General features: G+C 70.1%; 24 protein-coding genes and 1 riboswitch. Of the genes, 10 read left to right on the plus strand and 14 right to left on the minus strand.

The features are described from left to right. Nucleotides 1–4: 4 nt before the first annotated feature. On the plus strand, nucleotides 5–907 hold the full coding sequence (locus ACX1D0_RS06645; RefSeq protein ID WP_459020088.1) for a glucose-6-phosphate dehydrogenase assembly protein OpcA: 903 nt from the start codon (nucleotides 5–7) through the stop codon (nucleotides 905–907). Nucleotide 908: 1 nt separating this feature from the next. After that, on the plus strand, nucleotides 909–1,640 hold the full coding sequence (gene pgl / locus ACX1D0_RS06650) for a 6-phosphogluconolactonase (RefSeq protein WP_459020089.1): 732 nt from the start codon (nucleotides 909–911) through the stop codon (nucleotides 1,638–1,640). A 22-nt stretch (nucleotides 1,641–1,662) separates the two neighbouring features. On the opposite strand, the gene ACX1D0_RS06655 is transcribed toward pgl, so the two are convergent. The 12 genes from ACX1D0_RS06655 to uvrC form a co-directional block, all read right to left on the minus strand. Continuing rightward, complete coding sequence (locus ACX1D0_RS06655) at nucleotides 1,663–2,019, minus strand: RNA polymerase-binding protein RbpA (RefSeq protein ID WP_459020090.1); 357 nt, start codon at nucleotides 2,017–2,019, stop codon at nucleotides 1,663–1,665. A gap of 43 nt (nucleotides 2,020–2,062) precedes the next feature. After that, nucleotides 2,063–2,323: a preprotein translocase subunit SecG gene (gene secG, locus ACX1D0_RS06660; RefSeq protein ID WP_459020091.1), complete on the minus strand. Its 261-nt coding sequence runs from the start codon at nucleotides 2,321–2,323 to the stop codon at nucleotides 2,063–2,065. A 126-nt stretch (nucleotides 2,324–2,449) separates the two neighbouring features. Beyond that, a complete protein-coding gene (gene tpiA, locus ACX1D0_RS06665) occupies nucleotides 2,450–3,229 on the minus strand; it encodes a triose-phosphate isomerase (RefSeq protein ID WP_459020092.1) in 780 nt (259 codons plus the stop codon). Continuing rightward, entirely contained in the window at nucleotides 3,229–4,440 is a 1,212-nt protein-coding gene (locus tag ACX1D0_RS06670) for a phosphoglycerate kinase (protein WP_459020093.1), read from the minus strand. The genes tpiA and ACX1D0_RS06670 overlap by 1 nt, the downstream gene beginning before the upstream one ends. A gap of 98 nt (nucleotides 4,441–4,538) precedes the next feature. Then, the gene (gene gap / locus ACX1D0_RS06675) at nucleotides 4,539–5,534 is read right to left on the minus strand and encodes a type I glyceraldehyde-3-phosphate dehydrogenase (RefSeq protein WP_459020094.1); all 996 of its coding nucleotides are present in this window, start codon (nucleotides 5,532–5,534) and stop codon (nucleotides 4,539–4,541) included. A gap of 120 nt (nucleotides 5,535–5,654) precedes the next feature. Beyond that, nucleotides 5,655–6,638: a DNA-binding protein WhiA gene (whiA, locus tag ACX1D0_RS06680; protein ID WP_459020095.1), complete on the minus strand. Its 984-nt coding sequence runs from the start codon at nucleotides 6,636–6,638 to the stop codon at nucleotides 5,655–5,657. Between the two features lie 32 nt (nucleotides 6,639–6,670). Next, the gene (locus ACX1D0_RS06685; protein WP_459020096.1) at nucleotides 6,671–7,618 is read right to left on the minus strand and encodes a gluconeogenesis factor YvcK family protein; all 948 of its coding nucleotides are present in this window, start codon (nucleotides 7,616–7,618) and stop codon (nucleotides 6,671–6,673) included. Further along, nucleotides 7,615–8,478 carry an RNase adapter RapZ gene (gene rapZ / locus ACX1D0_RS06690; RefSeq protein WP_459020097.1) on the minus strand — a complete coding sequence of 288 codons (864 nt, stop codon included), beginning with the start codon at nucleotides 8,476–8,478 and terminating at the stop codon, nucleotides 7,615–7,617. The genes ACX1D0_RS06685 and rapZ overlap by 4 nt, the downstream gene beginning before the upstream one ends. A gap of 52 nt (nucleotides 8,479–8,530) precedes the next feature. After that, complete coding sequence (locus ACX1D0_RS06695; RefSeq protein WP_459020098.1) at nucleotides 8,531–9,151, minus strand: CbiQ family ECF transporter T component; 621 nt, start codon at nucleotides 9,149–9,151, stop codon at nucleotides 8,531–8,533. Beyond that, a complete protein-coding gene (locus ACX1D0_RS06700) occupies nucleotides 9,148–9,843 on the minus strand; it encodes an energy-coupling factor ABC transporter ATP-binding protein (protein WP_459020099.1) in 696 nt (231 codons plus the stop codon). Before ACX1D0_RS06700 ends, ACX1D0_RS06695 begins: the two co-directional genes overlap by 4 nt. Further along, nucleotides 9,840–10,430 (minus strand): biotin transporter BioY, encoded by a 591-nt coding sequence (locus tag ACX1D0_RS06705; RefSeq protein WP_459020100.1) that lies wholly within the window; start codon nucleotides 10,428–10,430, stop codon nucleotides 9,840–9,842. Before ACX1D0_RS06705 ends, ACX1D0_RS06700 begins: the two co-directional genes overlap by 4 nt. A 65-nt stretch (nucleotides 10,431–10,495) precedes the next feature. Beyond that, complete coding sequence (uvrC, locus tag ACX1D0_RS06710; protein ID WP_459020101.1) at nucleotides 10,496–12,415, minus strand: excinuclease ABC subunit UvrC; 1,920 nt, start codon at nucleotides 12,413–12,415, stop codon at nucleotides 10,496–10,498. Between the two features lie 31 nt (nucleotides 12,416–12,446). Here uvrC and ACX1D0_RS06715 point away from each other — a divergent pair, with 31 nt between their 5' ends. Beyond that, a complete protein-coding gene (locus ACX1D0_RS06715; protein WP_459020102.1) occupies nucleotides 12,447–12,836 on the plus strand; it encodes a Rieske (2Fe-2S) protein in 390 nt (129 codons plus the stop codon). Nucleotides 12,837–13,465: 629 nt separating this feature from the next. On the opposite strand, the gene uvrA is transcribed toward ACX1D0_RS06715, so the two are convergent. Then, entirely contained in the window at nucleotides 13,466–16,318 is a 2,853-nt protein-coding gene (gene uvrA, locus ACX1D0_RS06720; RefSeq protein WP_459020103.1) for an excinuclease ABC subunit UvrA, read from the minus strand. Between the two features lie 25 nt (nucleotides 16,319–16,343). On the opposite strand from uvrA, the gene ACX1D0_RS06725 reads away from it, so the two are divergent. The 6 genes from ACX1D0_RS06725 (at nucleotide 16,344) to gcvP (ending at nucleotide 24,779) form a co-directional block, all read left to right on the plus strand. Next, the gene (locus ACX1D0_RS06725; protein ID WP_459020104.1) at nucleotides 16,344–17,033 is read left to right on the plus strand and encodes a maleylpyruvate isomerase family mycothiol-dependent enzyme; all 690 of its coding nucleotides are present in this window, start codon (nucleotides 16,344–16,346) and stop codon (nucleotides 17,031–17,033) included. Between the two features lie 52 nt (nucleotides 17,034–17,085). Then, nucleotides 17,086–19,140 (plus strand): excinuclease ABC subunit UvrB, encoded by a 2,055-nt coding sequence (gene uvrB, locus ACX1D0_RS06730; RefSeq protein WP_459020105.1) that lies wholly within the window; start codon nucleotides 17,086–17,088, stop codon nucleotides 19,138–19,140. Between the two features lie 67 nt (nucleotides 19,141–19,207). Continuing rightward, complete coding sequence (locus tag ACX1D0_RS06735; RefSeq protein WP_459020106.1) at nucleotides 19,208–20,212, plus strand: Gfo/Idh/MocA family protein; 1,005 nt, start codon at nucleotides 19,208–19,210, stop codon at nucleotides 20,210–20,212. Nucleotides 20,213–20,254: 42 nt separating this feature from the next. Continuing rightward, nucleotides 20,255–20,340: riboswitch (glycine riboswitch) on the plus strand. Nucleotides 20,341–20,466: 126 nt separating this feature from the next. Then, nucleotides 20,467–21,576 carry a glycine cleavage system aminomethyltransferase GcvT gene (gene gcvT / locus ACX1D0_RS06740; protein WP_459020107.1) on the plus strand — a complete coding sequence of 370 codons (1,110 nt, stop codon included), beginning with the start codon at nucleotides 20,467–20,469 and terminating at the stop codon, nucleotides 21,574–21,576. Nucleotides 21,577–21,588: 12 nt separating this feature from the next. Next, nucleotides 21,589–21,951: a glycine cleavage system protein GcvH gene (gcvH, locus tag ACX1D0_RS06745; RefSeq protein ID WP_459020108.1), complete on the plus strand. Its 363-nt coding sequence runs from the start codon at nucleotides 21,589–21,591 to the stop codon at nucleotides 21,949–21,951. Further along, nucleotides 21,948–24,779, plus strand: coding sequence for an aminomethyl-transferring glycine dehydrogenase (gcvP, locus tag ACX1D0_RS06750; RefSeq protein WP_459020109.1), 2,832 nt, complete (start codon nucleotides 21,948–21,950; stop codon nucleotides 24,777–24,779). Before gcvH ends, gcvP begins: the two co-directional genes overlap by 4 nt. A gap of 3 nt (nucleotides 24,780–24,782) precedes the next feature. On the opposite strand, the gene coaE is transcribed toward gcvP, so the two are convergent. Then, nucleotides 24,783–25,379 (minus strand): dephospho-CoA kinase, encoded by a 597-nt coding sequence (gene coaE, locus ACX1D0_RS06755; RefSeq protein WP_459020110.1) that lies wholly within the window; start codon nucleotides 25,377–25,379, stop codon nucleotides 24,783–24,785. Between the two features lie 60 nt (nucleotides 25,380–25,439). On the opposite strand from coaE, the gene ACX1D0_RS06760 reads away from it, so the two are divergent. Beyond that, on the plus strand, nucleotides 25,440–25,595 hold the full coding sequence (locus ACX1D0_RS06760) for a lmo0937 family membrane protein (RefSeq protein ID WP_459020111.1): 156 nt from the start codon (nucleotides 25,440–25,442) through the stop codon (nucleotides 25,593–25,595). The last annotated feature ends 38 nt before the right edge of the window (nucleotides 25,596–25,633 follow it).

Here is a 25,633-nt window from a genome sequence, read left to right on the forward strand (position 1 = left end):
ACCCATGATCATCGAATTGACAGACACGTCGTCGCGCGACGTGGCGTCCGCGCTCATCAGCGCCAAGCGCACCGCGGGGGCGAGCGGCCTGGTGCTGACGCTCCTCATCGTCACCACCGACGAGCACTTCGACGAGGTGCTGGGCGCCGCCAAGGCATCCGCCACCGCACATCCGTCGCGGGTGATCGTCGTCACCTACACCGACGCCGTTGAGGCCCGGCTGGACGCCACGATCGAGGTGGGCGAGGGCCTTCCGGGCGACCTCATCGTCCTGCGCCTACACGGCGAGCTGCGCCACCACTCGGACTCCATCTGCCTGCCGCTGCTGCTCCCGGACTCCCCCACCATCGTGTGGTGGCCGCACGAGGCGCCGGACCACCTGGCCGACGATCCCATCGGCGGTCTTGCGGACCGCAGGATCACCGATGCTGCGGGCTGTCACGACCCGCAGGACGCCCTGCTGCGCCGGGCCCGCAACCATGCTCCGGGGGACACTGACCTCACCTGGACCCGGCTGACGCGGTGGCGCGCGCTCCTCGCGGCCGCCATGGATCAGACCCAGGCCGAGGTGACGGGCGCCATGGTGATGGCCGCCCCGGACAACGCCCCCGCGACGCTGCTGGCCGCGTGGCTCAGCGACCGGCTGGGGGTGACGGTGGAGCGCCTCGACGGCGACCGCCCGGGCGTCAACGAGGTTCGGCTCACCACCACCGAGGGCGACATCACCGTCCGACGGGTGGCGGAGGGCACGGCCCTCTACCAGGTGCCACACCAGCCACAGCGCACGGTGGCCCTCCGCCGTCGTCCCCTGACCGACCTCCTGACCGAGGAACTGCAGCGCATGGACGCCGACGACATCTTCGAGGCCGCGAGCGCGCAGATCGTCGCCGACGCCGAGGCCCGCTGACGTGTACACCCGCGTCATCCGGATGCCCCGGGCCGACGAGGTGAGCGACCTCGTGGCCCAGCGGCTGCTGGATCGGCTCATCGAGCTGCAGGAGACGCAGCCCATCGTGCACGTGTGCCTCACCGGCGGCAACGCCGCCAACGCCATGTACGAACGGTTCGCGGAGCTGGCGGAGGGCTCAGAGCTGGACGCGGCCAAGCTGCAGCTGTGGTGGGGGGACGAGCGGTTCGTGCCGGCCACGGACCCGGACCGCAATTCCCTGCAGGCGGTGTCGCGGTTGGCGCGCACGGTGTCGATCAAGTCGGCCGACACGCACATGATGGCGGCCCAGGACGGCCGGAAGGACTCGCACGAGTGCGCCGCCGCCTACGAGGCGGAACTGGGTGACACCCACTTCGACGTCACGCTGCTGGGCGTGGGTGAGGACGGCCACGTCGCCTCCGTGTTCCCCGGCCACCCGAGCTTCGATCCCACCACCCGCAACGTCATCGGTGTGACCGAGGCACCCAAGGCGCCGGTGGAGCGGATCACCCTGACCATTCCGGCCCTCAACCGCTCCGACGAGATCTGGGTGATGGCCACCGGCGAGGCGAAGGCAGACGCCCTCGCGCGCGCCCTCAAGGGCGACCTCAGCCTTCCCGCTGCCCACATCCGAGGCGAGGTGGCCACCTTCTGGTACCTCGACGACCCGGCTGCCTCCGGTCTGCCCGAGCAGTACTCCTGCCCGTTCTGAAGAGCGCCGCCGGGCGTCGGGATCAGTAGATGATCTCGCCTGAGGCGCGCCGCGCCCTCAGCGACGTGACGGCTTCCTCGAGGATCTGAGCGGCTTCCGCGTCTGAGCGGCGCTCCTTCACGTAGGCGAGGTGCGTCTTGTACGGGGTGATCTTCGGCGGAGGCGGAGGGTTGTCCGCGTCCGTGTTCGCCGGGAGCCCGCACCTGGGGCAGTCCCAGGACTCGGGGATGGGTGCGTCGATCGCGAACGCGGGACGCGTCACGTGACCGCTCGCGCAGAAGTACGAGACGTGGAGCCGCGGAGCGGTGTCCCCCCGCTCGGCCTCACCCATGGGACCGGCGCCGACACGGCTGCCGCGAATGGCGTTGCCACCTGCCACTTGTGTTTCTCCTTGAGAGCAGTGATGAAGGGTCGTGCCGGGGTCAGGCGCCGATGCGGTACAGCACCAGAAGCCCGATGATCGTCAGAAGCCAGGCCAGTGCCAGAACGACCGTGATGCGGTCGAGCCGGCGTTCCGCCGTCGACGCCCCACCCATGGAGGTCGACATTCCGCCACCGAACAGATCTGACATTCCTCCGCCACGACTTTTGTGGAAAAGGACAGTGGCCGCGAGCAACACGCTGAGCACAATCGCAATGATCGAGAGCGTCGTCACCGGCCAAGACACGAGGGGGACAATCACGCCGTCAAGACTATCCGACGCGGCCCGGTAATCCACATTCGGCCCTGCTTCGCCCACCGCAGCCGGGCCACGGAACGGAAAGAGCGGCGCGGGCGTGGTGCCCGCGCCGCTTCCCCATGCCGAGCCTCAGAACTGGTAGAACCGCACGACCGCCGCGAACTCGTCCGGCTTCAGGCTGGCGCCACCGACGAGAGCACCGTCGACGTCGGGCTGGGCCATGATCTGCGCGACGTTGTCCGCCTTGACCGAGCCGCCGTACTGGATACGCACGGCCTCAGCCGTGGGCCCGTCGTACAGTGCGGCGACCTCCTTGCGGATGGCGCCACACACCTCCTGTGCGTCCTCGGGGGTGGCGACCTCGCCGGTGCCGATGGCCCACACGGGCTCGTAGGCGATGACGAGACCGGCCACCTGCTCGGCCGTCAGGCCGGCCAGGGTGCCGCGCACCTGCTCGAGCGTGTACTCGACGTGGCGGCCCTCCTTGCGGATGTCCAGGCCCTCGCCGACGCAGATGATGGGCGTGATGCCCGCGGCCAGGGCCTTGGCGGCCTTGGCGTTGATGATCGCGTCGGTCTCACCGAAGAACTGGCGGCGCTCCGAGTGGCCCACGACCACGTAGGAGACCCCGAGCTTGACCAGCATCGAGGTGGAGATCTCGCCGGTGTAGGCGCCGTTGTCGTGCTCGGAGACGGTCTGCGCACCGAGCTGGAACGGGAGGCGGTCGCCGTCGATGAGAGTGCGCACGGTGCGCAGGTCCGTGAACGGCGGGATGAGAACGGCCTCGGACTTCGACGGGTCGTAGTCCTTGTCGAGCAGTGCGTAGTGGATCTTCTCCACCAGTCCGGTGGCCTCGATGTGGTCGACGTTCATCTTCCAGTTACCGGCCATGATCGGCTTGCGGGTCATCAGTTCTCCTCCAGTACAGAAATGCCGGGCAGTTCTTTGCCCTCCAGGAACTCGAGGGAGGCGCCGCCACCCGTCGAGATGTGGCCGAACTCGTCGTCGGCGTGGCCGAGGACCCGCACGGCCGCGGCGGAGTCTCCGCCACCGACCACCGAGAGACCGTCGACCTTCGTCAGTGCTTCGGCCACAGCGGCCGTGCCGTGCGACAGTGCCTCGATCTCGAACACGCCCATGGGGCCGTTCCAGAACACCGTCTTGGCGCCGGTGATGGCATCCGCGAACAGCTTCTCGGACTCCGGGCCGATGTCCAGGCCCTGCTTCCCAGCGGGAATGGCGTGAGCCGAGACGACGTCCACCTCTCCCGTGACCTCCCGGGCGTCGAAGTCCATCCCGTCGGCGATGCGCACGTCGACCGGCAGCAGGATCGTCTTGCCCTTGGCCTTGGCCTCCTCAAGGTAGCCGCGGCAGGTCTCGAGGTTGGTCTCGTCGAGCAGCGAGTCGCCGATCTCGTGGCCCTGGGCCTTGAGGAAGGTGAAGACCATGCCGCCGCCGATCACGAGCGTGTCGGCGACCTTCAGCAGGTTGTCGATCACAGAGAGCTTGTCCGCGACCTTCGCGCCTCCCAGCACCACCACGAACGGGCGCTCGGGGGTCTCGGTGAGCCGGCGCAGCACGTCGACCTCCTTGGCCACCAGGAAGCCCGCCATGTTCGGCAGCAGCTTCGCGACGTCGTAGACCGACGCCTGCTTGCGGTGCACCACGCCGAAACCGTCGGAGACGAACACGTCGCCGAAGGCCGCGTACCTGGCCGCCAACTCCTGGCGGGCCGCCTCGTCCTTGGACTCCTCAGCCGGCTCGTAGCGCACGTTCTCGAGGAGCGCCACATCGCCGTCGGCCAGCGACGCGACCGTCGCGGCGGCGGACTCGCCGACGACGTCGTCGGCCAGCTTCACCTCGACGCCGAGCAGCTCACCGAGCCGCTCGGCGACCGGCGCCAGCGAGTACTTGGGGTTGACCTGGCCCTTGGGGCGGCCCATGTGGGCCATGATGACGACGCGGGCGCCGGCCTCGCGCAGCGCATTGAGCGTGGGCAGCGCGGCGCGGATGCGGCCGTCGTCGGAGATGTTCCTGTCACCGTCCAGCGGGACGTTGAAATCGCAGCGGATGAGTACCCGCTTGCCGGCCAGATCTGTCAGATCTGCAACAGACTTCACAGTGAGCCTTTCTTCTTCATAGGTGTTGTGAGGCGACGACGGCCCTGTGATCCCGGTCGGGGATCACAGGGCCGTCGTATCGACCACTGGGAGTCAGATCAGAGCTTCGAGCCGACCAGGACGGTCAGGTCGACGAGGCGGTTGGAGTAGCCCCACTCGTTGTCGTACCAACCGAGGACCTTGACCTGGTTGCCGATCACCTTGGTGAGCTTGGAGTCGAACACGCAGGAAGCGGGATCCGTCTCGATGTCCTTGCTGACGATCTCGTCATCGGTGTAGACGAGGATCTTGCCGTCCGCGGCCGCCTTGACGATCGCGTTGATCTCCTCGACGGTGGTCTCGCGGGCGGCCTCGAAGGTGAGGTCCGTGGCGGAGCCGGTGGGGGTGGGCACGCGCATGGCGTAGCCGTCCAGCTTGCCCTTGAGCTCCGGGAGCACCAGCGACACGGCCTTGGCCGCACCGGTGGTGGTGGGGACCATGTTGAGGGCCGCGGCGCGCGAGCGACGCAGGTCGCTGTGCGGGCCGTCCTGCAGGTTCTGGTCCTGCGTGTACGCGTGGATGGTGGTCATGAGGCCCTTGACGATGCCGATGCCGTCGTTGAGCGCCTTGGCCATCGGGGCGAGGCAGTTGGTGGTGCAGGAGGCGTTGGAGATGATGTTGTGCGCCGCCGGATCGTACTTGTCGTCGTTGACGCCCATGACGATGGTGATGTCCTCGTTCTTGGCCGGGGCCGAGATGAGCACCTTCTTGGCGCCGGCCGCGATGTGGGCCTGGGCCTTCGTGGCGTCGGTGAAGAATCCGGTGGACTCGATGACGATGTCGACGCCCAGGTCACCCCAGGGCAGATTCGTCGGGTCCTTCTCCGCGAAGGCCTTGATCTCCTTGCCGTCGACGGTGAGCGCGTCGTCGTTGAAGGTGATCTCGCCGGGGAAGCGTCCGAGGATCGAGTCGTACTTGAGCAGGTGGGCCAGCGTCTTGTTGTCGGTCAGGTCGTTGACGGCGACGACATCAAGATCAGCACCCGACGCGACGAGCGCGCGGAAGTAATTACGGCCGATACGGCCAAAGCCGTTGATTGCAACCTTTACGGTCATGAGGAAATCGATCCCTTTCAGCTACCTTGCGCGAGAAGCGCATGCGGACGTCCCTCATCCTATCCAGATGCCGACGCGCGGCAAGAGCGGGGGTCGTTTGCCTCCGCGGGCGGGGAGGGGTCAGTCGTCGTCTGCCATGTCCGCGGGAAGGCTGGCCTCGGTCGTGGGGAGCCCCGCGTCCTCGGCGGCCTTGTCCGCGGTGGCCAGGAGCCGGCGGATGCGGCCGGCGACGGCGTCCTTGGTCAGCGGCGGCTCGTGCAGGCGCCCCAGTTCCTCCAGGCTGGCCTGGCGGTGTTCCAGCCGCAGCTCGCCCGCGGTGCGCAGGTGTTCCGGAGCGTTCTCGCCGAGGATCTCCAGCGCACGTTCCACCCTGGCGCTCGCCGCGACCGCGGCGCGGGCGGACCGGCGCAGGTTGGCGTCGTCGAAGTTGGCGAGGCGGTTGACGCTGGCGCGCACCTCGCGTCGCTTGCGCCGCTCCTCCCAGGCCAGGCGCGTCTCCCCCGCGCCCATGCGGGTGAGCAGCTCGGCGATGGCGTCGCCGTCGCGGATGACGACGCGGTCGATGTTGCGTACCTCCCGGGCCTTGACCGAGATGCCCAGCCGGCGCGCCGCGCCGACCAGTGCCAGCGCCGCCTCGGATCCGGGGCACGTGATCTCCAGCGACATCGACCGGCCTGGCTCGGTGAGCGACCCGCGGGCCAGGAAGGCGCCCCGCCACATCGCGACCGCGTCGGCCAGGGACCCACCGACCACGGACGGCGGCAGCCCCCGCACGGGGCGGCGGTGCTGGTCCACCAGCCCGCTGAGCCGCGCGAGCTGCTCTCCGTCGCGGACGACCCTCAGGGTGTAGCGGGGGCCGCGGCGCACCCCGGAGCCGTTGATCACCAGCAGGTCGCTCTCGACGTTGTACAGGTCTGTGATGAACGTGCGGAGGCGGCGTGCGGCGGAGCCGGTGTCCAGCTCGGCCTCCACGACGATGCGGCCCCCCACCAGGTGCAGGCCGCCGGCGAAGCGCAGCATCGCCGCGACCTCGGCGCGGCGCACGGAGGGGTGCGGCGCGAGGACGGTGGCGAGCTCGGACTTCACCTTCTGGGTCAGGGCCATGCGGGCAGTCTGCCACACCCCCCGGCACAGCTTCAGCGGCCGAGGACCTCGCTGAACACCGCGGCGAGCCGGTTCGGGTCGTGCGTCGGCGACCCGTCGCGCGACTTCACGTCCGCGGTGACGAGGGTCCCGCCCAGGGAGCGGATGTAGGCCTCGAGGTGGTGATCGGTGTCGGCGAAGCTGCTGTCGGCGATGACCACGTCCAGCATCAGGCCCGGCGCGTGCTCCGCGAGGAGCTCGATGTGCCGTGACGGTGAGAAGCCGTCGGTTTCCTCGGCAGGAGCGATGTTGAGGACCAGGACCCGCTGCGCGTCCGTCTCCAGCAGCGCCTTGGCCAGCTCCGGGACGAGCAGGTGCGGGATCACGCTGGTGAACCACGATCCCGGGCCCAGCACCACGCTGTCCGCCTCGCGCACGGCGGCCAGCACCTCAGGCCGCGCGGGGGGGCGGTCCGGGATCAGCCGGACGGACTGCACGGTGGCCCGCGTCTTCGCGACGGTGGCCTGCCCGGACAGTGTGCACACCTCGTCGGGCGCCAGCGGGTCCAGGCCCACGACGTCCGCCTCGATGTCCAGCGGCACCGAGCTCATGGGCAGCACCCGGCCGCGGGTCCGCAACAGGTCCCCCACCATGTCCAGCCCTGCCACGGGATCGTCGAGCTGCTGCCAGAGGCCCGCGATCAGCAGGTTGCCGATGGCGTGGCCGCCGAGCGGCCCGTCACCGTGGAAGCGGGCCTGCAGCACGCTCGCCCAGGTGCGCCCCACGTGGTCGTCGGAGCACAGCGCGGCCAACGCCATCCGGAGGTCGCCCGGCGGCAGGCAGTCCAGCTCCTGCCGCAGGCGGCCGGAGGAGCCGCCGTCGTCCGCGACCGTGACCACCGCGGTGAGCCGGTCCGTCACGCGGCGCAGCGCCGTCAGCGACGTGGCGAGGCCGTGTCCGCCGCCCAGGGCCACCACCCGCGGAAGATGCTGGAGGCTCATTCCTTGCCCAGGTCCCGATGCAGCACGGTGGTCGGGAAGCCGCGACCCTGGAGCCGCAGCGACAAGTCCTCGCTCATGGACGTGGAGCGGTGTTTGCCGCCGGTGCAGCCGATGGCGACGGTGACCTGACGCTTGCCCTCCGCCAGGTAGCCGGGCGCCACCCCTTCGAGGAGGTTGACCATGGCGACCAGGAAGGTCTGCGCCGCGTCGTGCTTGAGCACGTACTGCGCCACGTCCTTGCTGAGGCCGGACTTGGGGCGCAGTTCGGGGATCCAGTACGGGTTGGGCAGGAATCGGACGTCGAAGACCATGTCCGCGTCGATGGGCACCCCGTTCTTGAACCCGAAGGAGATGAGGGCGATCTTGAGCTTGTCCGTGGCCTCGTCGCCGAAGTGGTTGGCCACCCGCTGCGTCAGTTGCCGGGCGGACAGGTAGGTGGTGTCTACGACGATGTCCGCGTCTGCCCGCAGGTCCGCCAGGAGCCTTCGTTCGCGCTCGATGCCCTCGATCAGCCGGTCGCCGCCCTGCAGCGGGAGCGGCCGGCGGTTGGACTCCTGCCGCCGGACGATGACGTCGTCGGCGGCCTCCAGGAACACGGTGGTCACCGTCGCGCCCTCCGCCTTGAGGCGGTCGATGGCCTCGGGGAGCTGCTCGAACTGCTCGCGGGAGCGCACGTCGGCGACGACGGCGATCCGCCGGGTGCCGTAGCCGCGGAGGGTCTGGGCCAGGCTGGGCAGCATCACCGGCGGCAGGTTGTCCACCACGTACCAGCCGAGGTCCTCCATGGTGTGCGCCGCTGTCCGGCGGCCCGCGCCGGACAGGCCGGTGATGAGGGCGATCTCCTGCGGGGCATCGGTCATGGCGCCAGCCTAGTAGCCGGAGGCATCCTGAGCGCGCCCCGATGCGCTCCGGTCAGGCGTCGTCCGGGAGTCCGCGGGCGTGCAGGGCCTCACCGGTGCGCTCCGCGTACGCCACGGCCCCGACCACCACGGGCGTCAGGAGCAGGGCCGGGTTACGGTCCCGGCCTCGGGCGCGGGCGGCGTCGCGGGCGTCGTCGATGGACCCTATGAGGTAGGGCACGGAGCGGATCATGAGGGCGACCGCCAACGCGACCTGCCGGGGGTCGAGCCTGACCCACCGGACCGGGCCCAGTGCCGCGCCGAGCGCGTCCATGAGCACCGGCGTCGACGTGGTGAGGGTCAGCATCCTCGCGGCGAGGACGGCCACGAGGATGGTGCCGGACTGGACCACCGCGGCGCCGGGGTTGAGCGAGATGAGGTGGTAGACCGCCATGACGGCGAGCAGGATCCAGAGCACCCACCCGATGCGCAGGGCGCGCCACGGCGTGATGCCCGAGGTCCACAGCAGCCCCAGCACGACCATCAGGGCGGCCGCGGTGGCCCACCACGTGCCCGCGACGAGCGGCGGGACGGTGACGGCGAGCATCAGGACGTACTTCGCGCCGGCGGGGAGCCGGAACAGCCAGCCCTCCCCCGGCTCGTACAGCCCGAGCAGCGACGCGTGCGCGTTCACACCAGCACGTCCTCGTAGGCGGCCAGGGCCGCGGCGGGGGCCCCGTCGGCGATGACGCGACCTTCGTGCAGCACCAGGACGCGGTCCGCGTCCGCCGCGACCTCGAGGTCGTGGGTGGAGAAGATGATCTGCTGGTCCAGGCCGGCGAAGGTGCGTCGCAGCGCCCGCTTGTTGCGCAGGTCGAGCAGGGTGGTGGGCTCGTCGGCCACCAGGATCGCCGGGTCGACGGCGAGCACGCTGGTGAGCGCGACCAGCTGCCGCTCGCCGCCGCTGAGGTCGTAGATGCTCTGGTGCGCCAGATGCCCCAGTCCGCGACCCTCGAGCAGGTCCAGGGCGCGGCGCGTCCGCTCTCCGCGACCCTTGATCCGGCCGCGGAGGCTGAGTTCGACGTCCTCGACGGGGGTGGACATGAGCAGCTGCGCCAACGGGTCCGTGAAGACGAAGCCCACCCGGGACCGGACCCCCCTGGCGTCCTTGACCGTGTCCAGCCCGTCGACGGTGACCGTCCCCGCCGTCGGGGTGCGCAGGCCGTTGAGCAGGCGCAGCAGCGTGGACTTGCCCGACCCGTTGGCCCCGACCACCGCGATGCGTCGCTCGGACAGGTCGAGGGTGAGGGGGTGAAGCAGCACGTGGTCCGCGTCGCCCCGGCGCACGGCCGGGATGACGACGGTGACCGCGTGCAGGCTGATCATCGGCCCAGCAGCCTCGGGAAGGCCTTGTGCACGGCGTAGGCGATGAGCGCGGCGATGATGCCCTTGAGGATGTCGCCCGGCCAGAACGCCAGGTCGCTGAGCCAGATGTCTCCGACGGGCTTGCCGACGGCGCGCGCGATGCCGACCACGCCGAGGGGCCAGATGATCAGCACGCGGGCGGCGAACACGCCGAGGAAGAACAGGACCGGGGTCCACGGGCTCAGGCCGCGACGCACCACCCACTGGGCGACGAGGCCCACCGCGAAGGCGGAGACGAGGAAGGCGACGAGGTATCCGCCGGTGGGGCCCACCAGGACGGCGAGGCCGGCCTTGCCTCCGGAGAACACCGGAAGCCCGGCGAGACCGACGAGCAGATAGAGGCCCACGGCCGCCGCGCCCCGCCACGCCCCGAGGCAGAGTCCGGCCAGCGCGACCCCGAGGGTCTGCAGCGTGATGGGGACGCCGAGGCTGCCGATCGGGATGGCGGGCGTCAGCGCGAGCGCGGCGATCAGGGCCGCGAAGACCGCGACGTAGGCGAGGTCGGCCGGCGCGAAGCTCCGGACGGAGGGGGCGGTGGTGGTGGTCATGTCGTGCTCCTGAGGTACGGGGTGGCCCCATCTTGCCCTGGAGATTGAACGATGTTCAAATCGGGTCACGTCTGCGTCACCTCGCCCGTGGTGAGATTGATCGCCTCGCCGCCCGTGTCGGCCACGGCGGCCTTGACGGTCTGGGCGAGCCGGGGGCCGAAACCCGGCACGGCGGCGATCTCCTCGACGCTGGCCGACCGCAGCTTCCGTAGGCTGCCGAAGTAGGTGAGCAGCGCCTTGCGCCGTAGGTCGCCCAGGCCCGGGACGTCGTCGAGGACGGACTCGACCACCTGCTTGGCCCGCCGCGACCGGTGATGCGTGATGGCGAAGCGGTGGGCTTCGTCGCGCAGCCGCTGCAACAGGTAGAGCCCCTCCGACGCCCGGGGCAGGATCACCGGGAAATCCTCCCCCGGCACCCACACCTCCTCGAGCCGCTTGGCCAGCCCGCACAGCGCGATCTCCCCGTCGAGGCCGGCCTCGCGCAGCACCGCCGCCGCGGCATTGACCTGCGGCAGGCCGCCGTCGACGACGATGAGGGCCGGCGGGTAGGCGAACCTGGCCGCCTCACCCGTCGTGGCGTCCACCTTCACGTCGGAGGAGCGCTCGTCGAGCAGGCGACGCACCCGCCGGCTGAGGACCTCGCTGATGGCGGCCACGTCGTTGGACCCCTCGAAGCTCTTGATGATGAACCGTCGGTACTGGCTGGTGCGCGGCAGCCCGTCCTCGAACACCACCATCGAGCCCACCACCTCGGAACCCATGGTGTGGGAGATGTCGTAGCACTCGATGCGCAGCGGGGGGTCCGCCAGCCCGAGCGCGTCGGCGATCTCGTCGAGCGCAGCGTTGCGCGTCGTCAGGTCCGAGGCGCGGCGCAGCTTGGACTGCGTCAGCGCCATCTCGGCGTTCTTCACCGCCGTGTCCAGCAGGGCGCGTTTCTCGGCCCGCAGCGGCACCTTGATCGACACCTTGGACCCACGCCGCCGGCTGAGGTGCTCCACCAGCGTCCGCTCGGCCTCGACGGAGCTGAGGATGTGGGGCGGGATCTCCAGGTCGTCGGTGTAGACGGTCTCGAGGAACGCCTCCAGCAGCTCGGTCAGTGGGCGGTCGTCGGCCCGGTCGGCGATCCAGCCGCGCTCGCCCAGGATCCTCCCGTCCACGACGTGGAACACCTGGACGGCCACCTGCTGCCCGTCGTCGGCGAGGCCGACGATGTCCGCGCGGGTGCCGTCGCTGAGCACCACCGAGTTCTTCTCCTGCACGCGCCTGAGCGCTCCGAGCGAGTCCCGCAGCACGGCCGCCCGTTCGAAGTTGAGCTCGGCCGAGGCCGCGTACATGTCGCGTTCGATGCGGCCGATGATGCCGCCGGTGTTGCCGCCCATGAAGGAGCAGAAGTCCTCTGCGATCACGCGATGCTCCTCCGCGGTGACCCGCCCCACACACGGGGCCGAACACTTGCCGATGTCGCCCAGCAGGCACGGCCGGCCCGACGACCGGGCGCGGTTGAACACGCCCTGGGTGCACGATCGCATCGGGAACACCCGCAGCAGGAGGTCCACGGTCTCGCGGATGGCCCACGCCTGCCCGAAGGGGCCGAAGTAGCGGGTGCCGCGCTTCTTGGCGCCGCGTCCGACGAACACGCGCGGGTACTCCTCGGCCATCGTCACGGCGAGCCACGGGTAGGACTTGTCGTCGCGGTACTTGACGTTGAACCGCGGGTCGAACTGCTGGATCCACGTGTACTCGAGCTGCAGCGCCTCCAACTCGTTGGCCACCACCGTCCACTCCACCTTGGCGGCCGTGCGCACCATGGTCTGGGTGCGGAAGTGCAGGGCCGACGGGTCCGCGAAGTAGGAGTTGAGGCGCTGGCGCAGGTTCTTGGCCTTGCCCACGTAGATGACGTTGCCGAACGCGTCGAAGAAGCGGTAGACGCCGGGATCCGTGGGGATGCTGCCCTGAGCAGGGCGGTAGCTCGCGGGATCGGCCATGCCGGCTAGTGTAGGTGCGTAGGGTGGGCCCATGACCACGCGGAGAGAGCTGATCGCCGCCGGTGCCGCCATCGCCACCGCCCTGCTGGCCGGGTGCGCGGCGGATGTGACGTCGTCCAGCTCAGCCCCCGCCGATGAGGTCACGGTGAGCAAGGATTCCGTGCCTGTCGGCGGCGGTCTGGTGCTCGACGGGGGGTTCGTGGTCACCCAGCCCGAGGAGGGCGCGTTCTTCGCCTTCTCGTCGCGATGCACCCATCAGGGCTGCACTGTCTCCGACGTGCGCGACGACGGCATCTTCTGCAAGTGCCACGGCTCGCTCTTCGCGCTCCTCGACGGCACGCCGCTGCAGGGCCCGGCCACGGACCCGCTGGTGCGCGCCACCCTCACCGAATCGGGCACCGACCTGATCATCTCCGGCTGACACCACTCTGCAGACCGAGAATGCCCCAGGGGTTTGGACCTCCCTGCGTGTCGATGGGCTGGGTCCGACAGCCTAAATGTCACTTCTGGTGTCGACTACGCCGCCACCTCTGACTCTTAGCGGGACGGAGTTGGAGGCAGGAGCGCTGACCGTCACTTCTGGTGTCGACTACGGCACCAGAAGTGACAGCCAGGCAACCGGACTTGCTAGGGCAACGCGCCATGGACGCGAGGGCGGGAAACGGCAGGGCGGCACTGCGCAGCGGTGCCCAACCCGACGATCACCCAACTGGCTTCCCGCCCAGACAGGCTCGACCCAGGGCCGCCCTGCCGGGTCGCGCCCGAACGCGACCATGCCACGGGCAATCCAGTGCAGGGAGACGGGAGACGAGGCACGGGCGGCCTCGATACCTGACTCCAGGCCAGCTGGCGAATGCGTACTGACGTGGGGAGAGCGGCCGCCTGTGCCTCGTGTCCGGGCTCCCTGCACCGGGTGCGGGGTGTTTCGACGACGGCCAACGCGAAACGCCGCGGCCGGCACCATGGGCGGCCCGGCCCCCACCACACGACGTCCAACCTGACCACAGCGCTCAAGGACCAACCGACCCGCCACGGCACCGCAGCCTCGGCTCAGGCGCGGTCGAGGAGCGCCTTGAGGAACGTTCCCGTGGCGGACCCCTCGGTGACGGCGATCTCCTCAGGGGTTCCCGTCGCGATCACCTGCCCGCCCCGGTTGCCGCCGTCGGGCCCCATGTCGATGACCCAGTCGGCTGATTTGATCACGTCGAGGTTGTGCTCGATCGTCACCACCGTGTTGCCGGCGTCGACGAGACGCTGCAACACCGCGAGCAGGCGCCGGATGTCCTCGAAGTGCAGGCCCGTGGTGGGCTCGTCGAGCACGTAGAGCGTCCGTCCCGTGGAGCGCTTCTGCAGCTCGGCGGCCAGCTTGACCCGCTGCGCCTCACCGCCCGAGAGCGTCGTGGCCGGCTGCCCCAATCGGACGTAGCCGAGACCCACCTCGGTCAGCGTCTGAAGGAAGCGGGCGATGGACGTGATGGATTCGAAGAAGGTCACCGCCTCGCTGATGGGCATGTCCAGCACCTCGGCGATGGTCTTGCCCTTGTAGTGCACCTCGAGGGTCTCCCTGTTGTAGCGCGCGCCGTGGCACACCTCGCAGGGCACGTAGACATCGGGCAGGAAGTTCATCTCGATCTTGATGGTGCCGTCGCCCATGCAGTGCTCGCAGCGGCCGCCCTTGACGTTGAAGGAGAACCGTCCCGGCTGGTAGCCGCGGACCTTCGCCTCGGGGGTCTTGGCGAACAGCGTGCGGATCTTGTCGAACACGCCGGTGTAGGTCGCGGGGTTGGACCGGGGGGTCCGGCCGATCGGCGACTGGTCCACCTGGATGACCTTGTCGATGTGCTCCAGACCCTGCACGGACTTGTGCCGCCCCGGCACCGCCTTGGCGCCGTAGATGGCCTTGGCGGCGGCGGTGTAGAGGATCGAGTTGACCAGCGAGGACTTGCCCGAGCCCGACACCCCGGTGACGGCGATGAACTGGCCCAGGTTGAAGGCGACGTCGACGCCGCGCAGGTTGTGCTCCCGCGCGCCCCTCACCACGATCTGACTCCCGTTGCCGGGGCGGCGGATGGCGGGCACGGGGATGGACAGGCGGCCGGAGAGGTACGCGCCGGTGCGGGACTCGGGATGGTTGAGCAACGCCTCGACCGGGCCGGACACCACCACCTCACCGCCGCCCTCGCCCGCCCCGGGGCCGATGTCGACGGCCCAGTCCGCCGCGCGGATGGTGTCCTCGTCGTGCTCGACGACGATGAGCGTGTTACCGAGGTCCCTGAGCCGGTGGAGGGTCTCGATGAGGCGGAGGTTGTCCCGCTGGTGCAGGCCGATGCTGGGTTCGTCGAGGACGTAGAGCACGCCCACCAGCCCGGAGCCGATCTGCGTGGCCAGCCGGATGCGCTGCGCCTCACCGCCGGAGAGCGTCCCCGCGGCCCGCGACAGCGTCAGATAGTCCAGCCCGACGTCGAGAAGGAACCGCAGGCGGGTGTTGATCTCCTTGACCAGGCGCTCGGCGATGGTCGCCTCCCGCTCCGTCAGCTCCAGCGTGGCGAGGAAGGTCGCGGCGTCACCGATGGACAGGGCCGACAGGTCTGCGATGGTCCGGTCCGCCACGGTCACGGCCAGGCTGGAGGGCTTGAGGCGCGCCCCGTCGCAGGCCGCGCAGTTGATCTCGCGCATGTAGCCGCCCCACCGGTCGCGGGCGGCGTCGGTCTCCGCCTCGTCGTAGCGGCGGCGGATGAACGGGATGATCCCCTCGTACTTCTGGGAGAAGGACCGCACCCGGCCGAAGCGGTTGCGGTAGCTCACCACCACGTTGCCCTTGACCCCCTGCAGCAGCACCTTCTTCGCCGCCGCGCTCAACTCCCGCCAGGGCACGTCGACGGAGAAGCCGTGCTCCTCGGACAGTGAGCGGAGCACGTGCTCGTAGTGGGCCTTGATGGTGGGGGTGTTCCAGGGCGCCAGCGCGCCGTCGGCCAGCGACAGGTCGTCGTTGGGGATGATCAGCTCGGGGTCCGGATCCAGGAGCGTGCCGAGGCCGGAGCAGTCCGGGCAGGCGCCCCAGGGGCCGTTGAAGGAGAACTGGCGGGGTTCCAGCTCGTCGATGTTGACGTCGTGCTCGTTGGGGCACCCCATCTTCTCCGAGAACCGGCGCTCGCGCTCAGGATCGCCCGCCGGCAGGTCGACGAAGTCGATCGTCACCACGCCGCCGGCCAGGCCCAGCGCGGTCTCCACCGATTCGGTGATCCGCTGCTTGGCATTGGGCCGCACCACGGCCCGGTCCACCACCACCTCGACGTCGTGCTTGCGGTTCTTGTCGATGGCCGGCAGCTCGGTCAGCGGGAAGGTGTCGCCGTCGATCCGGACGCGGCTGTAGCCGTCGCCGACGAGCTGGCGGAACAGCTCCGCGTGTTCGCCCTTGCGGCCGCGGACCAGCGGCGCCAGGATCTGGAAGCGGGTGCCCTCGTCCATGGACATGAGCCGGTCCACGATCTGTTGAGGCGTCTGCCGCCCGATCACCGCGCCGCACACCTCGCAGTGCGGCACCCCGATCCGCGCGAACAGGAGCCTCAGGTAGTCGTAGACCTCCGTGATGGTGCCCACGGTGGAGCGCGGGTTGCGGCTGGTGGACTTCTGGTCGATCGAGACCGCCGGAGAGAGCCCCTCGATGAAGTCCACGTCCGGCTTGTCCATCTGGCCCAGGAACATGCGGGCGTACGCCGACAGCGACTCGACGTAGCGGCGCTGGCCCTCCGCGAAGATCGTGTCGAACGCCAGCGACGACTTCCCCGACCCGCTCAACCCGGTGAACACGATCAGCGCGTCCCGGGGCAGATCCAGCGACACGTTCTTGAGGTTGTGGACGCGGGCACCCCGCACGACGAGCCGATCATTCACGCCCGCCATGGTACGGCTTTGCTAGGTTGGGACCATGTCCACGAGCCGCGCCCGCTTCGCAGACGTGGTGGCCGCCGTCCGCGAGCACACCTCCCTCCTCCTGGGGCACACCATCAGCTTCTCGGATGAGGACTGGGCCAGGCCGACGACGCTGCCGGGCTGGACCCGCAGCCACGTGGCCGCGCACCTCGTCGACGGGGCCCGCGGCCTCGTCAGGGTCATCGACGGCATGCACTCCGGACGGCCCTGCACCATGCACGTCTCGGACGACGCGGAGCGCCGCAGCATCGAGCTCGGCGCACTGGCCGGCGGCCTCGAGCTGCAGATCCACCTGGACACCACCGCCAGCGAGCTCCAGGAGCTCCTGGGCGCGCTGGAGGGCGACGACACCCGGGTGTGGCTGCGGCCGGACTATCCCATCCACGCCTGGCAGATCCCCCTGGCGCGGCTGGGCGAGGTGGTGCTGCACCACATGGACATGGGAAGCGACACCTCCACCACCGACCTGGCACCGGAGACGGCGGTGTCGCTGCTGGCGTTCCAGGTGGAGCGCATGACCGAGCGCCACCACCCACCGTCGCTGCGGCTGGTGGCCGACGAGGGCTACGAGGCCACGCTTGAGGGTGACGGAGACCGGGCAGAGGTGCGCGGGCCCGCCGGTGACCTCATCGCCTGGCTCGCGCGTGGCGTCAAGTCCCCCCGGCTGATCCGCTCCTGGTCCTGACGGGCGCTCGCCACCGGCGAGACTGTCGCCGGGGCCTATTACCCTGGCTGGTATGCGTCCCATCGAAGAGCTCCAGCGCCAGGTGGCGCCGCTGCAGGTGATTTCCGAGTACCGGCCGTCCGGAGATCAGCCCCGCGCCATCGCCGAGCTGGAGCGCCGCATCGGCAGCGGCGAGCAGGACGTGGTGCTCCTCGGCGCCACCGGAACCGGCAAGACCGCCACGGTCGCGTGGCTGGCCGAGCGGCTTCAGCGGCCCATGCTGGTGATGCAGCCCAACAAGACCCTGGCGGCGCAGTTCGCCAACGAACTGCGGGACCTGCTGCCCAACAACGCCATCGAGTACTTCGTGTCCTACTACGACTACTACCAGCCGGAGGCCTACCTTCCGCAGACGGACACCTACATCGAGAAGGACTCCTCCCTCAACGAGGAGGTGGAGCGGATGCGCCACGCGGCCACCAGTTCCCTGCTCACCCGCCGGGATGTGATCGTGGTGGCCACCGTCTCCGCCATCTACGGCCTCGGCACGCCTCAGGAGTACCTCGAGCAGCGCGTCACGCTCCGCGTCGGCGGCGAGATGGATCGCGACGAGTTGCTGCGGCACCTGGTGGACATCCAGTACGCCCGCAACGACATCGGGGCGGGCCGCGGCACCTTCCGCGTCAAGGGCGACACGTTGGAGATCTTCCCCGTGTATGAGGAGAACGCCGTGCGGGTGGAGTTCTTCGGTGACGAGATCGAGCGCATCGCCACCATGCACCCGCTGACCGGCACCGTGATCCGGGAGGAGCAGGAGATCTACATCTTCCCCGCCACGCACTATTCGGCCGGCCCGGGCCGCATTGAGCGGGCGATCAGCGGGATCGAGGCGGAGCTGGCGCTGCGGCTGGCGGAATTCGAGTCCCAGGGCAAGCTGCTGGAGGCGCAGCGGCTGCGGATGCGCACCAGCTACGACATCGAGATGATGCGTCAGATCGGCACCTGCTCGGGCATCGAGAACTACTCCCGCCACATCGACGGGCGCACGGCCGGGTCGGCGCCCAGCTGTCTGGTGGACTACTTCCCGGAGGATTTCGTCCTCATCGTCGACGAGAGCCACGTCACCATCCCGCAGATCGGGGGCATGTACGAGGGCGACGCCTCCCGCAAGCGCACCCTGGTGGAGCACGGGTTCCGGCTGCCCAGCGCCATCGACAACCGGCCGCTGAAGTTCGACGAGTTCGTGCAGCGGATCGGCCAGACGGTCTACCTGTCCGCCACCCCCGGCCCCTACGAGATGGAGCGCTCGGACGGCTTCGTCGAGCAGATCATCCGTCCCACCGGGCTGGTGGACCCGGAGGTGATCCTCAAGCCCACCAAGGGCCAGATCGACGACCTGATGGCCGAGGTGAAGCTGCGCGTCGAACGCAACGAGCGCGTCCTGGTCACCACCCTCACCAAGAAGATGGCCGAGGACCTCACCGACTATCTGATGGACCACGGCATCCGCACCCGCTACCTGCACTCGGACATCGACACCATCCGCCGCATCGAGCTCCTTCGCGAGCTGAGGCTGGGCGAGTACGACGTGCTGGTGGGCATCAACCTGCTGCGGGAGGGCCTCGACCTGCCCGAGGTCTCGCTGGTGGCCATCCTCGACGCGGACAAGGAGGGGTTCCTCCGCTCGGCCCGCTCGCTCATCCAGACCATCGGGCGAGCCGCCCGAAATGTGGCGGGGCAGGTGCACATGTACGCGGACAAGATCACCCCGTCGATGGAGGCGGCCATCGAGGAGACCAACCGGCGCCGCGCCATCCAGGTGGCCTACAACACCGAGCGCGGCATCGACCCGCAGCCCCTGCGCAAGCGCATCGCCGCAGTGTCGGAGATGCTCGCCCGGGAGGACGCGGACACCGACGAGCTCCTCGAGGCCGCCAAGCCCTCCGGCCGCAAGGGACTGGACCCGTCGACGATGGCGCAGACCGAGCTGGCCACGCTGATCGAGGAGCTCACCTCCGCCATGCACCAGGCGGCCGCCGAGCTGCAGTTCGAGGTGGCGGCCCGCCACCGCGACGAGGTGGCGGACCTCAAGAAGGAACTGCGCGCCATGATCGAGGCCAGCAGGTAGCCCTCGGGCCATGCCCCTCCCGGAGGCCCCCCTAGACTGACCGCACCACCACTGAAGAGAGGCCACCATGACCGTGCGTTTCGGCATCCTCGGCGCCGCCGGGATCACCCCCTCGGCCCTCATCGCCCCCGCCCGGGCCAACGACGACGTGCGGCTCACCGCCGTCGCGGCCCGCAACCGCGGGCGCGCGGAGGAGTTCGCCGCCGAGCACGGCGTCGAGCAGGTGCTGGAGTCCTACGAGGCCCTCCTCGCCTCCCCGGACGTGGACGCCGTCTATATCCCGCTGCCCAACTCCGCCCACGCCGAGTGGACCGTCCGCGCGGCCCAGGCCGGCAAGCACGTCCTGGTGGAGAAGCCGTACGCCTCCAACGCCGAGGAGGCCAGGCGGGTCGTCGAGGCCGTCTCGGGCCTGCCGGTGGTCGTGATGGAGGCGTTCCACTACCGGCACCATCCCCTCATCCACCGCGCGGAGGAGATCCTGGCCGCCGGCACCATCGGCCCGGTCCTGTCCGCCAGCGCCGTGTTCGACGTGCAGGTGGCGGACCGCAGCAACATCCGGTACAACTGGGAGCTTGCCGGCGGCGCCACGATGGATCTCGGCTGCTACTCCATCCACCTGCTGCGCACGCTGCTCAAGGCGGAGCCCACCGTCGTGTCCGCCGAGGCGCGAAGATTCGCGGGCGGTCAGATCGACGAGGCGCTCACCGCGCAGCTCGAGTTCCCCGGCGGCATCACCGCCGTCGCATCCAGCTCGCTCTTCGAGGACGTCGAGAAGCAGTCCGCGCGCCTCGTCGGCACCCTCGGCACCCTCGAGATCGAGGGCTTCGTCAAGCCGCACGGCGGCAACTCGCTCACCGTGACGGTGGACGGGCAGTCCACGACGGAGACGGTGGCCCCGGACGTGACCAGCTACGGCGAGCAGCTCGCCGCGTTCGTCGCCGCCGTCGAGCACGGTGGGCCCGTGGTGATCGACGCGGCTGATTCCATCGCCACGATGGAGGTCATCGACGCCTGCTACCGCGCCGCCGGGCTGGAGCCTCGCCACGCGGTCGCGTGGGCCGGGGTCCACTGACGGCTGCCGCGTGACCTCGGGCCCCGTCGTCGTCTAGAGTGAGGCCCGTTCGCGGGAGAATCGGCTCTGCCGATGCCGAAGGAGCAACCGCCCCGGAAACTCTCAGGCCCCAGGACCGCGCACGCAGGACAAGCTCTGGAAAGAGGCCGCCAGGCCCGCCGACGGATCAAAAATCTCAGGCACCGCGACAGAGGGGGCGCTAGGGTGGATCACGCCGCCCGACGGCGCCGTCACCCGGCGGGAAGGGGCAAGCCATGTCACTGCTGACCACTGCACTGCACGATCTCCACCTCGAATCCGGCGGGAAGCTCGTCGAGTTCGCGGGCTGGGAGTTGCCCGTGCAGTTCGCCGGGGTGATGCCTGAGCACCTGCACACCCGCTCGCGCGCCAGCCTGTTCGACGTGTCCCACATGGGTCAGGTGCTGGTCCGGCCGCGGCCCGGGGACACGAGTGTCGCGGCGGTGGCGCTGGAGCGGCTGATCCCCGCCAGCATCCTCGGCCTGGCCGAGCACCGGCAGCGGTACGGACTGTTCACCGACGAGAACGGGGGCATCCTGGACGACCTGATGGTCGCCCACCACGGTGACCGGTTCCTCCTCGTGGTCAACGCGGCGCGGACCGCACACGACCTGGCCTGGCTGGCGCAACTGGAGGACGTCACCGTCGAGCACGTCACCGACAGGGCGCTGCTGGCGCTGCAGGGCCCGGAATCCGAGGCCGCGCTGGCCACCCTCATCCCGGCGGTGACCGGCCTGACCTTCATGGACTCGCTCCCCCTCCAGTGGGAGGGTCGGGAGGTGTGGGTGTCGCGGTCCGGCTACACCGGCGAGGACGGCTTCGAGATCTCCGTCCCCGACGCGGACGCAGAGCGCTTCGCCCGCGCGCTCCTCTCGGTCGACGGGGTGCTCCCCGCCGGACTCGGCGCCAGGGACTCGCTGCGCCTCGAGGCCGGGATGCCGCTCTACGGGCACGATCTTTCCCCGGACATCACACCCGCCCAGGCCGCGCTCGGCTGGGCAGTGCCCAAGGTGCGCCGCGACGGCGGGGCGCGCGCGGGCGGCTTCCCCGGCGCCGAGGTGGTGCTGGCCGAGCTGCGCGACGGCGCCGCGCGGGTGCGGCGCGGGCTGCGCCCCGAGGGCCGGGCCCCCATCCGGGAGGGCGTCCTCCTGTTCGCCGACGCGGGCGCCACCGAGCCCCTCGGGGCCGTGACGTCCGGCGGCTACGGGCCCACCGTGGCCCACCCCATCGCCATGGCCATGCTCCCCACGGACGTTGGCCCCACCGTCGTGGCGGAGCTGCGCGGCAAGCGCGTCCCCGTCGATGTCGTCGACCTCCCCTTCATCACCCCGTCCTACAAGCGCTGAGGAGACACCCCCATGATCAAGTACACCGAGAGCCACGAGTGGATCGACACCGACGGGTCCGACTTCGCCGTCGGGATCACCGAGTTCGCCGCCAAGGAGCTGGGCGAGATCGTGTTCATCGAGTTGCCCGAGGTGGGCACGGAGCTGGTCGCGGGCGCCGAGGTGGTGGTGATCGAGTCCGTCAAGGCGGCCTCCGAGATCATGGCCCCCATCAGCGGCGTGGTGACCGCCGTCAACGGCGAACTGGCGGACAATCCCGGGCTGGTCAACGAGGACGCGGAGGGCACCTGGTTCTTCCGGATGACCCCCACCGATCCTGACGACGTGGACCAGTTCCTCGACGAGGACGCCTACACCGCACTCATCGGCGCATGACGGGGGCCTGGCAGCGGGTCGACTACGACCCGGACGACTTCGCCCACCGTCGCCACATCGGGCCCAGCCCGGCCGAGATGGAGCGGATGCTCGAGGCCATCGGCGTCGGCTCTCTCGACGAGCTGATCGACCAGACGGTCCCCGAAGGGCTCCGGCAGGCGGACCCGTTGACGTGGGAGGCTCTCACCGAGCATCAGCTCACGCAGCGGCTGCGCGCCGTGGCCGCCAGGAACCAGGTGGCCACCTCCCTCATCGGCCAGGGGTACTACGGCACGGTCACGCCGCCGGCCATTCAGCGCAACGTGCTGGAGAACCCGGCGTGGTACACGGCCTACACGCCATACCAGCCGGAGATCGCCCAGGGCCGGCTCGAGGCGCTGCTCAACTTCCAGACCATGGTGGCGGACCTCACCGGCCTGCCGATCGCCAACGCCAGCCTGCTGGACGAGGCCACCGCGGCGGCGGAGGCCATGGGGATGGCCAGGCGAACGGCGAAGTCGACGAGCAGCCGGTTCTTCGCCGCCGACGACCTGCACCCCCAGGTGCTCGCCGTCCTCGCGACCCGCGCGCGGCCGCTGGGCATGGAACTCGTGGTGGGTCCGGTCGACGGGTTCGTCGCCGACGACCTGTGCGGGGCCATCTTCGCGCACCCCGGGACCTACGGCCACGTGCGCGACCTCACCGCGCAGTGCGCCGCGGTCCGCGAGGCCGGGGGCATCGCCGTCGTCGCCACGGACCTGCTGGCCCTGTGCGTCCTGAAGGAGCCGGGTGCCATGGGCGCGGACATCGCCATCGGCTCGGCGCAGCGTTTCGGCGTGCCCATGGGCTTCGGCGGCCCGCACGCCGCGTTCCTGTCGTGCCGCGACGAGCTGAAACGGGCCATGCCCGGCCGGCTCGTCGGGGTCTCGGTGGACGCCGCGGGCACCAGGGCCTACCGGCTTGCGCTGCAGACCCGCGAACAGCACATCCGCCGGGAGAAGGCGACGTCGAACGTGTGCACGGCGCAGGCGTTGCTGGCAGTCATGGCATCGTTCTACGCCGTGTTCCACGGCCCCGTCGGGCTGCGCGCCATCGCCCAGCGCACCCACCTCATGGCCGCCACCCTCGCGTCGACGCTGCGCGCCAACGGTGCCGAGGTGGAGCCGGAGCACTTCTTCGACACCGTCACGGTGCGGGTGGGCGTGGGTCAGGCCGGCATCCTGGCGGCCGCCGAGCATCGGGGCATCAACCTGCGCCGCGTTGGCCGTGACCGGGTGGGCATCTCGCTCGACGAGACCACGGACCTCGACGTGCTCGGCAGGGTCCTGGACGCCTTCGGCATCGACGAGCGCCCGGGCCTGGCCGACGAGCCGGCCATCCCGGACGCGCTGCTGCGCACCAGCGAGTACCTGGCCCATCCCGTCTTCCATATGAACCGGGCAGAGTCCGAGATGATGCGCTACATGCGGCGGTTGAGCGACCGCGACCTGGCGCTGGACCGGGCCATGATCCCGCTCGGCTCGTGCACCATGAAGCTCAACGCCGCGGCCGAGATGATGCCGCTGACGTGGCCCGAGTTCGGCGCCCTCCACCCCTACGCGCCGGCCCATCAGGCCGCCGGCTACGCGGAGATGGTCGAGGACCTGGAGCGGAAGCTGTGCGAGATCACGGGATACGACGCGTTCTCCATGCAACCCAACTCCGGCGCCCAGGGCGAATACGCGGGGCTGTTGACCATCGCCGCCTACCACCGCGCCCGCGGTGAGCGGCGTGACGTGTGCCTCATCCCCACCTCCGCCCATGGCACAAATCCCGCGTCCGCCCAGATGGCGGGCATGCGGGTGGTGGCGGTCAGGGCCACCGTGGACGGCGAGATCGACGTCGACGACTTCCGCGCGAAGGCGGAGTCCGCCGGCGACGCGCTGGCCGCGGTGATGCTCACCTACCCGTCGACCCACGGCGTGTTCGAGGAATCCGTACGGCAGGTGTGTGACATCACCCACGAGTTCGGCGGGCAGGTCTACATCGACGGCGCCAACATGAACGCCATGGTGGGTCTCGTGCGGCCGGGCGACATCGGCGGAGACGTCTCCCACCTCAATCTGCACAAGACCTTCGCCATCCCCCACGGAGGCGGCGGCCCGGGCATGGGTCCGATCGGGGTCAAGAGTCATCTCGTCGAGCACCTCCCCGGCGACCCGCGGACCGGCGAGCCCGGCGCGGTGTCGGCGGCGCCGCTCGGGTCCGCGTCGATCCTCCTCATCTCCTGGGCATACGTGCTGCTGATGGGCGGGGCGGGGCTGACCCAGGCCACGAGGGTCGCGATATTGAGCGCCAACTACCTGGCGGCCAGGCTCAGCGGCTCCTTCCCGATCCTCTACCGCGGGGCGCGAGGGCGGGTGGCGCACGAGTGCATCCTGGATCCCCGCGGCTACGCCGCCCACGGTGTCACCGTCGACGACATCGCCAAGCGGCTCATCGACCACGGCTTCCACGCCCCCACGATGTCGTTCCCGGTGCCGGGGACGCTCATGGTGGAGCCCACCGAATCGGAGACCCTGGCCGAGCTGGACCGCTTCGTCACCGCGATGCTCGACATCGCGCGTGAGGCCGACGTGGTGGTCGCGGGCGGGATGACGGCCGAGGAGTCTCCGCTGCGGCGCGCCCCGCACACCGCCCAGGACCTGGTGGGTGAGTGGGACCGCCCGTACTCGCGGGAGCAGGGCTGCTTCCCGCCGGGAGCGTTCCGGGTGGACAAGTACTGGCCGCCCGTCGGCCGGGTGGACAACGCCTACGGCGACCGCCACCTGGTGTGCGCCTGCCCCCCATGGGAGGGCACCGACGCGTAGCGCTCACCCGGCGAGGGCGACGAGGCTGGGCCAGAGCGCCTCGACCTGGGCGACCGTGGCGGCCTGGTCCCCCGAGTTGTCGATCACCCAGTCCGCCGCCGCCCTGCGGTCCGCCCGGGACGCCTGCACGCGCACCCGCGCGCGTGCCTGGTCGGGGCCGAGGTCGTTGCGGTTCATGAGGCGCCGGACCTGGGTCTCGGTCGGCACGTCCACGACGATGATGTGGTCGAAGGCCTTGTCCAGGCCCGTCTCCACGAGCAGGGGAATCACCTGGACGGCCACCGACCCGGGGGGTGCGGCCGCGACCAGCTCGTCCGAGCGGGCCCGAACCAGGGGGTGCACGATCGCGTTGAGATCCTCCCGCGCCTCGTCATCGGCGAAGATCAGGTCACCGAGCTGGGCGCGGTCCAGCGTGCCGTCCGGGCGCAGCATCCCGGCACCGAACCGCTCGACGATGCGCCGGAGCCCCTCAGAGCCCGGCTCAACCACCTCGCGGGCGATGAGATCCGCGTCCACGACGACGGCGCCCAGCCTGGCCAGTTCGTCGGCCACCATGGACTTGCCGGAGGCGATGCCCCCCGTCAGCGCGATCCGTGCCATGGCCCGATGCTATCGCCGTTAGGCTGGAGACACGCTCACCTACCTGAGGAGGTTCCGTCCATGGCAAGAATCCTGTGGATCGTGTTCGTGGTCATCATTGCGCTCTGGCTGATCGGGCTGATCGCCAAGGTCGCCGGTGGCTTCATCCACCTACTGCTGCTCGTCGCCCTGGCCATCCTGGTCTACAACCTGGTCACCGGCCGGCGCGCAGTCTGACATACGCAAGGAGCCGCCCCCCTCGCATGAGGGGGGCG

The organism is Tessaracoccus pujii, assembly GCF_054483895.1.

Bases quoted from the DNA above. Each gene is read 5' to 3' on its own strand.
- uvrA (WP_459020103.1), bottom strand. From the start codon at position 16,318: ATGGCGGGCGTGAATGATCGGCTCGTCGTGCGGGGTGCCCGCGTCCAC.
- whiA (WP_459020095.1), bottom strand. From the start codon at position 6,638: ATGGCCCTGACCCAGAAGGTGAAGTCCGAGCTCGCCACCGTCCTCGCG.
- uvrB (WP_459020105.1), top strand. From the start codon at position 17,086: ATGCGTCCCATCGAAGAGCTCCAGCGCCAGGTGGCGCCGCTGCAGGTG.
- ACX1D0_RS06685 (WP_459020096.1), bottom strand. From the start codon at position 7,618: ATGAGCCTCCAGCATCTTCCGCGGGTGGTGGCCCTGGGCGGCGGACAC.
- ACX1D0_RS06700 (WP_459020099.1), bottom strand. From the start codon at position 9,843: ATGATCAGCCTGCACGCGGTCACCGTCGTCATCCCGGCCGTGCGCCGG.
- gcvT (WP_459020107.1), top strand. From the start codon at position 20,467: ATGTCACTGCTGACCACTGCACTGCACGATCTCCACCTCGAATCCGGC.
- gcvP (WP_459020109.1), top strand. From the start codon at position 21,948: ATGACGGGGGCCTGGCAGCGGGTCGACTACGACCCGGACGACTTCGCC.
- coaE (WP_459020110.1), bottom strand. From the start codon at position 25,379: ATGGCACGGATCGCGCTGACGGGGGGCATCGCCTCCGGCAAGTCCATG.
- ACX1D0_RS06760 (WP_459020111.1), top strand. From the start codon at position 25,440: ATGGCAAGAATCCTGTGGATCGTGTTCGTGGTCATCATTGCGCTCTGG.
- gap (WP_459020094.1), bottom strand. From the start codon at position 5,534: ATGACCGTAAAGGTTGCAATCAACGGCTTTGGCCGTATCGGCCGTAAT.
- tpiA (WP_459020092.1), bottom strand. From the start codon at position 3,229: ATGACCCGCAAGCCGATCATGGCCGGTAACTGGAAGATGAACGTCGAC.
- gcvH (WP_459020108.1), top strand. From the start codon at position 21,589: ATGATCAAGTACACCGAGAGCCACGAGTGGATCGACACCGACGGGTCC.
- ACX1D0_RS06735 (WP_459020106.1), top strand. From the start codon at position 19,208: ATGACCGTGCGTTTCGGCATCCTCGGCGCCGCCGGGATCACCCCCTCG.
- uvrC (WP_459020101.1), bottom strand. From the start codon at position 12,415: ATGGCCGATCCCGCGAGCTACCGCCCTGCTCAGGGCAGCATCCCCACG.
- ACX1D0_RS06715 (WP_459020102.1), top strand. From the start codon at position 12,447: ATGACCACGCGGAGAGAGCTGATCGCCGCCGGTGCCGCCATCGCCACC.
- ACX1D0_RS06725 (WP_459020104.1), top strand. From the start codon at position 16,344: ATGTCCACGAGCCGCGCCCGCTTCGCAGACGTGGTGGCCGCCGTCCGC.
- rapZ (WP_459020097.1), bottom strand. From the start codon at position 8,478: ATGACCGATGCCCCGCAGGAGATCGCCCTCATCACCGGCCTGTCCGGC.
- ACX1D0_RS06645 (WP_459020088.1), top strand. From the start codon at position 5: ATGATCATCGAATTGACAGACACGTCGTCGCGCGACGTGGCGTCCGCG.
- ACX1D0_RS06705 (WP_459020100.1), bottom strand. From the start codon at position 10,430: ATGACCACCACCACCGCCCCCTCCGTCCGGAGCTTCGCGCCGGCCGAC.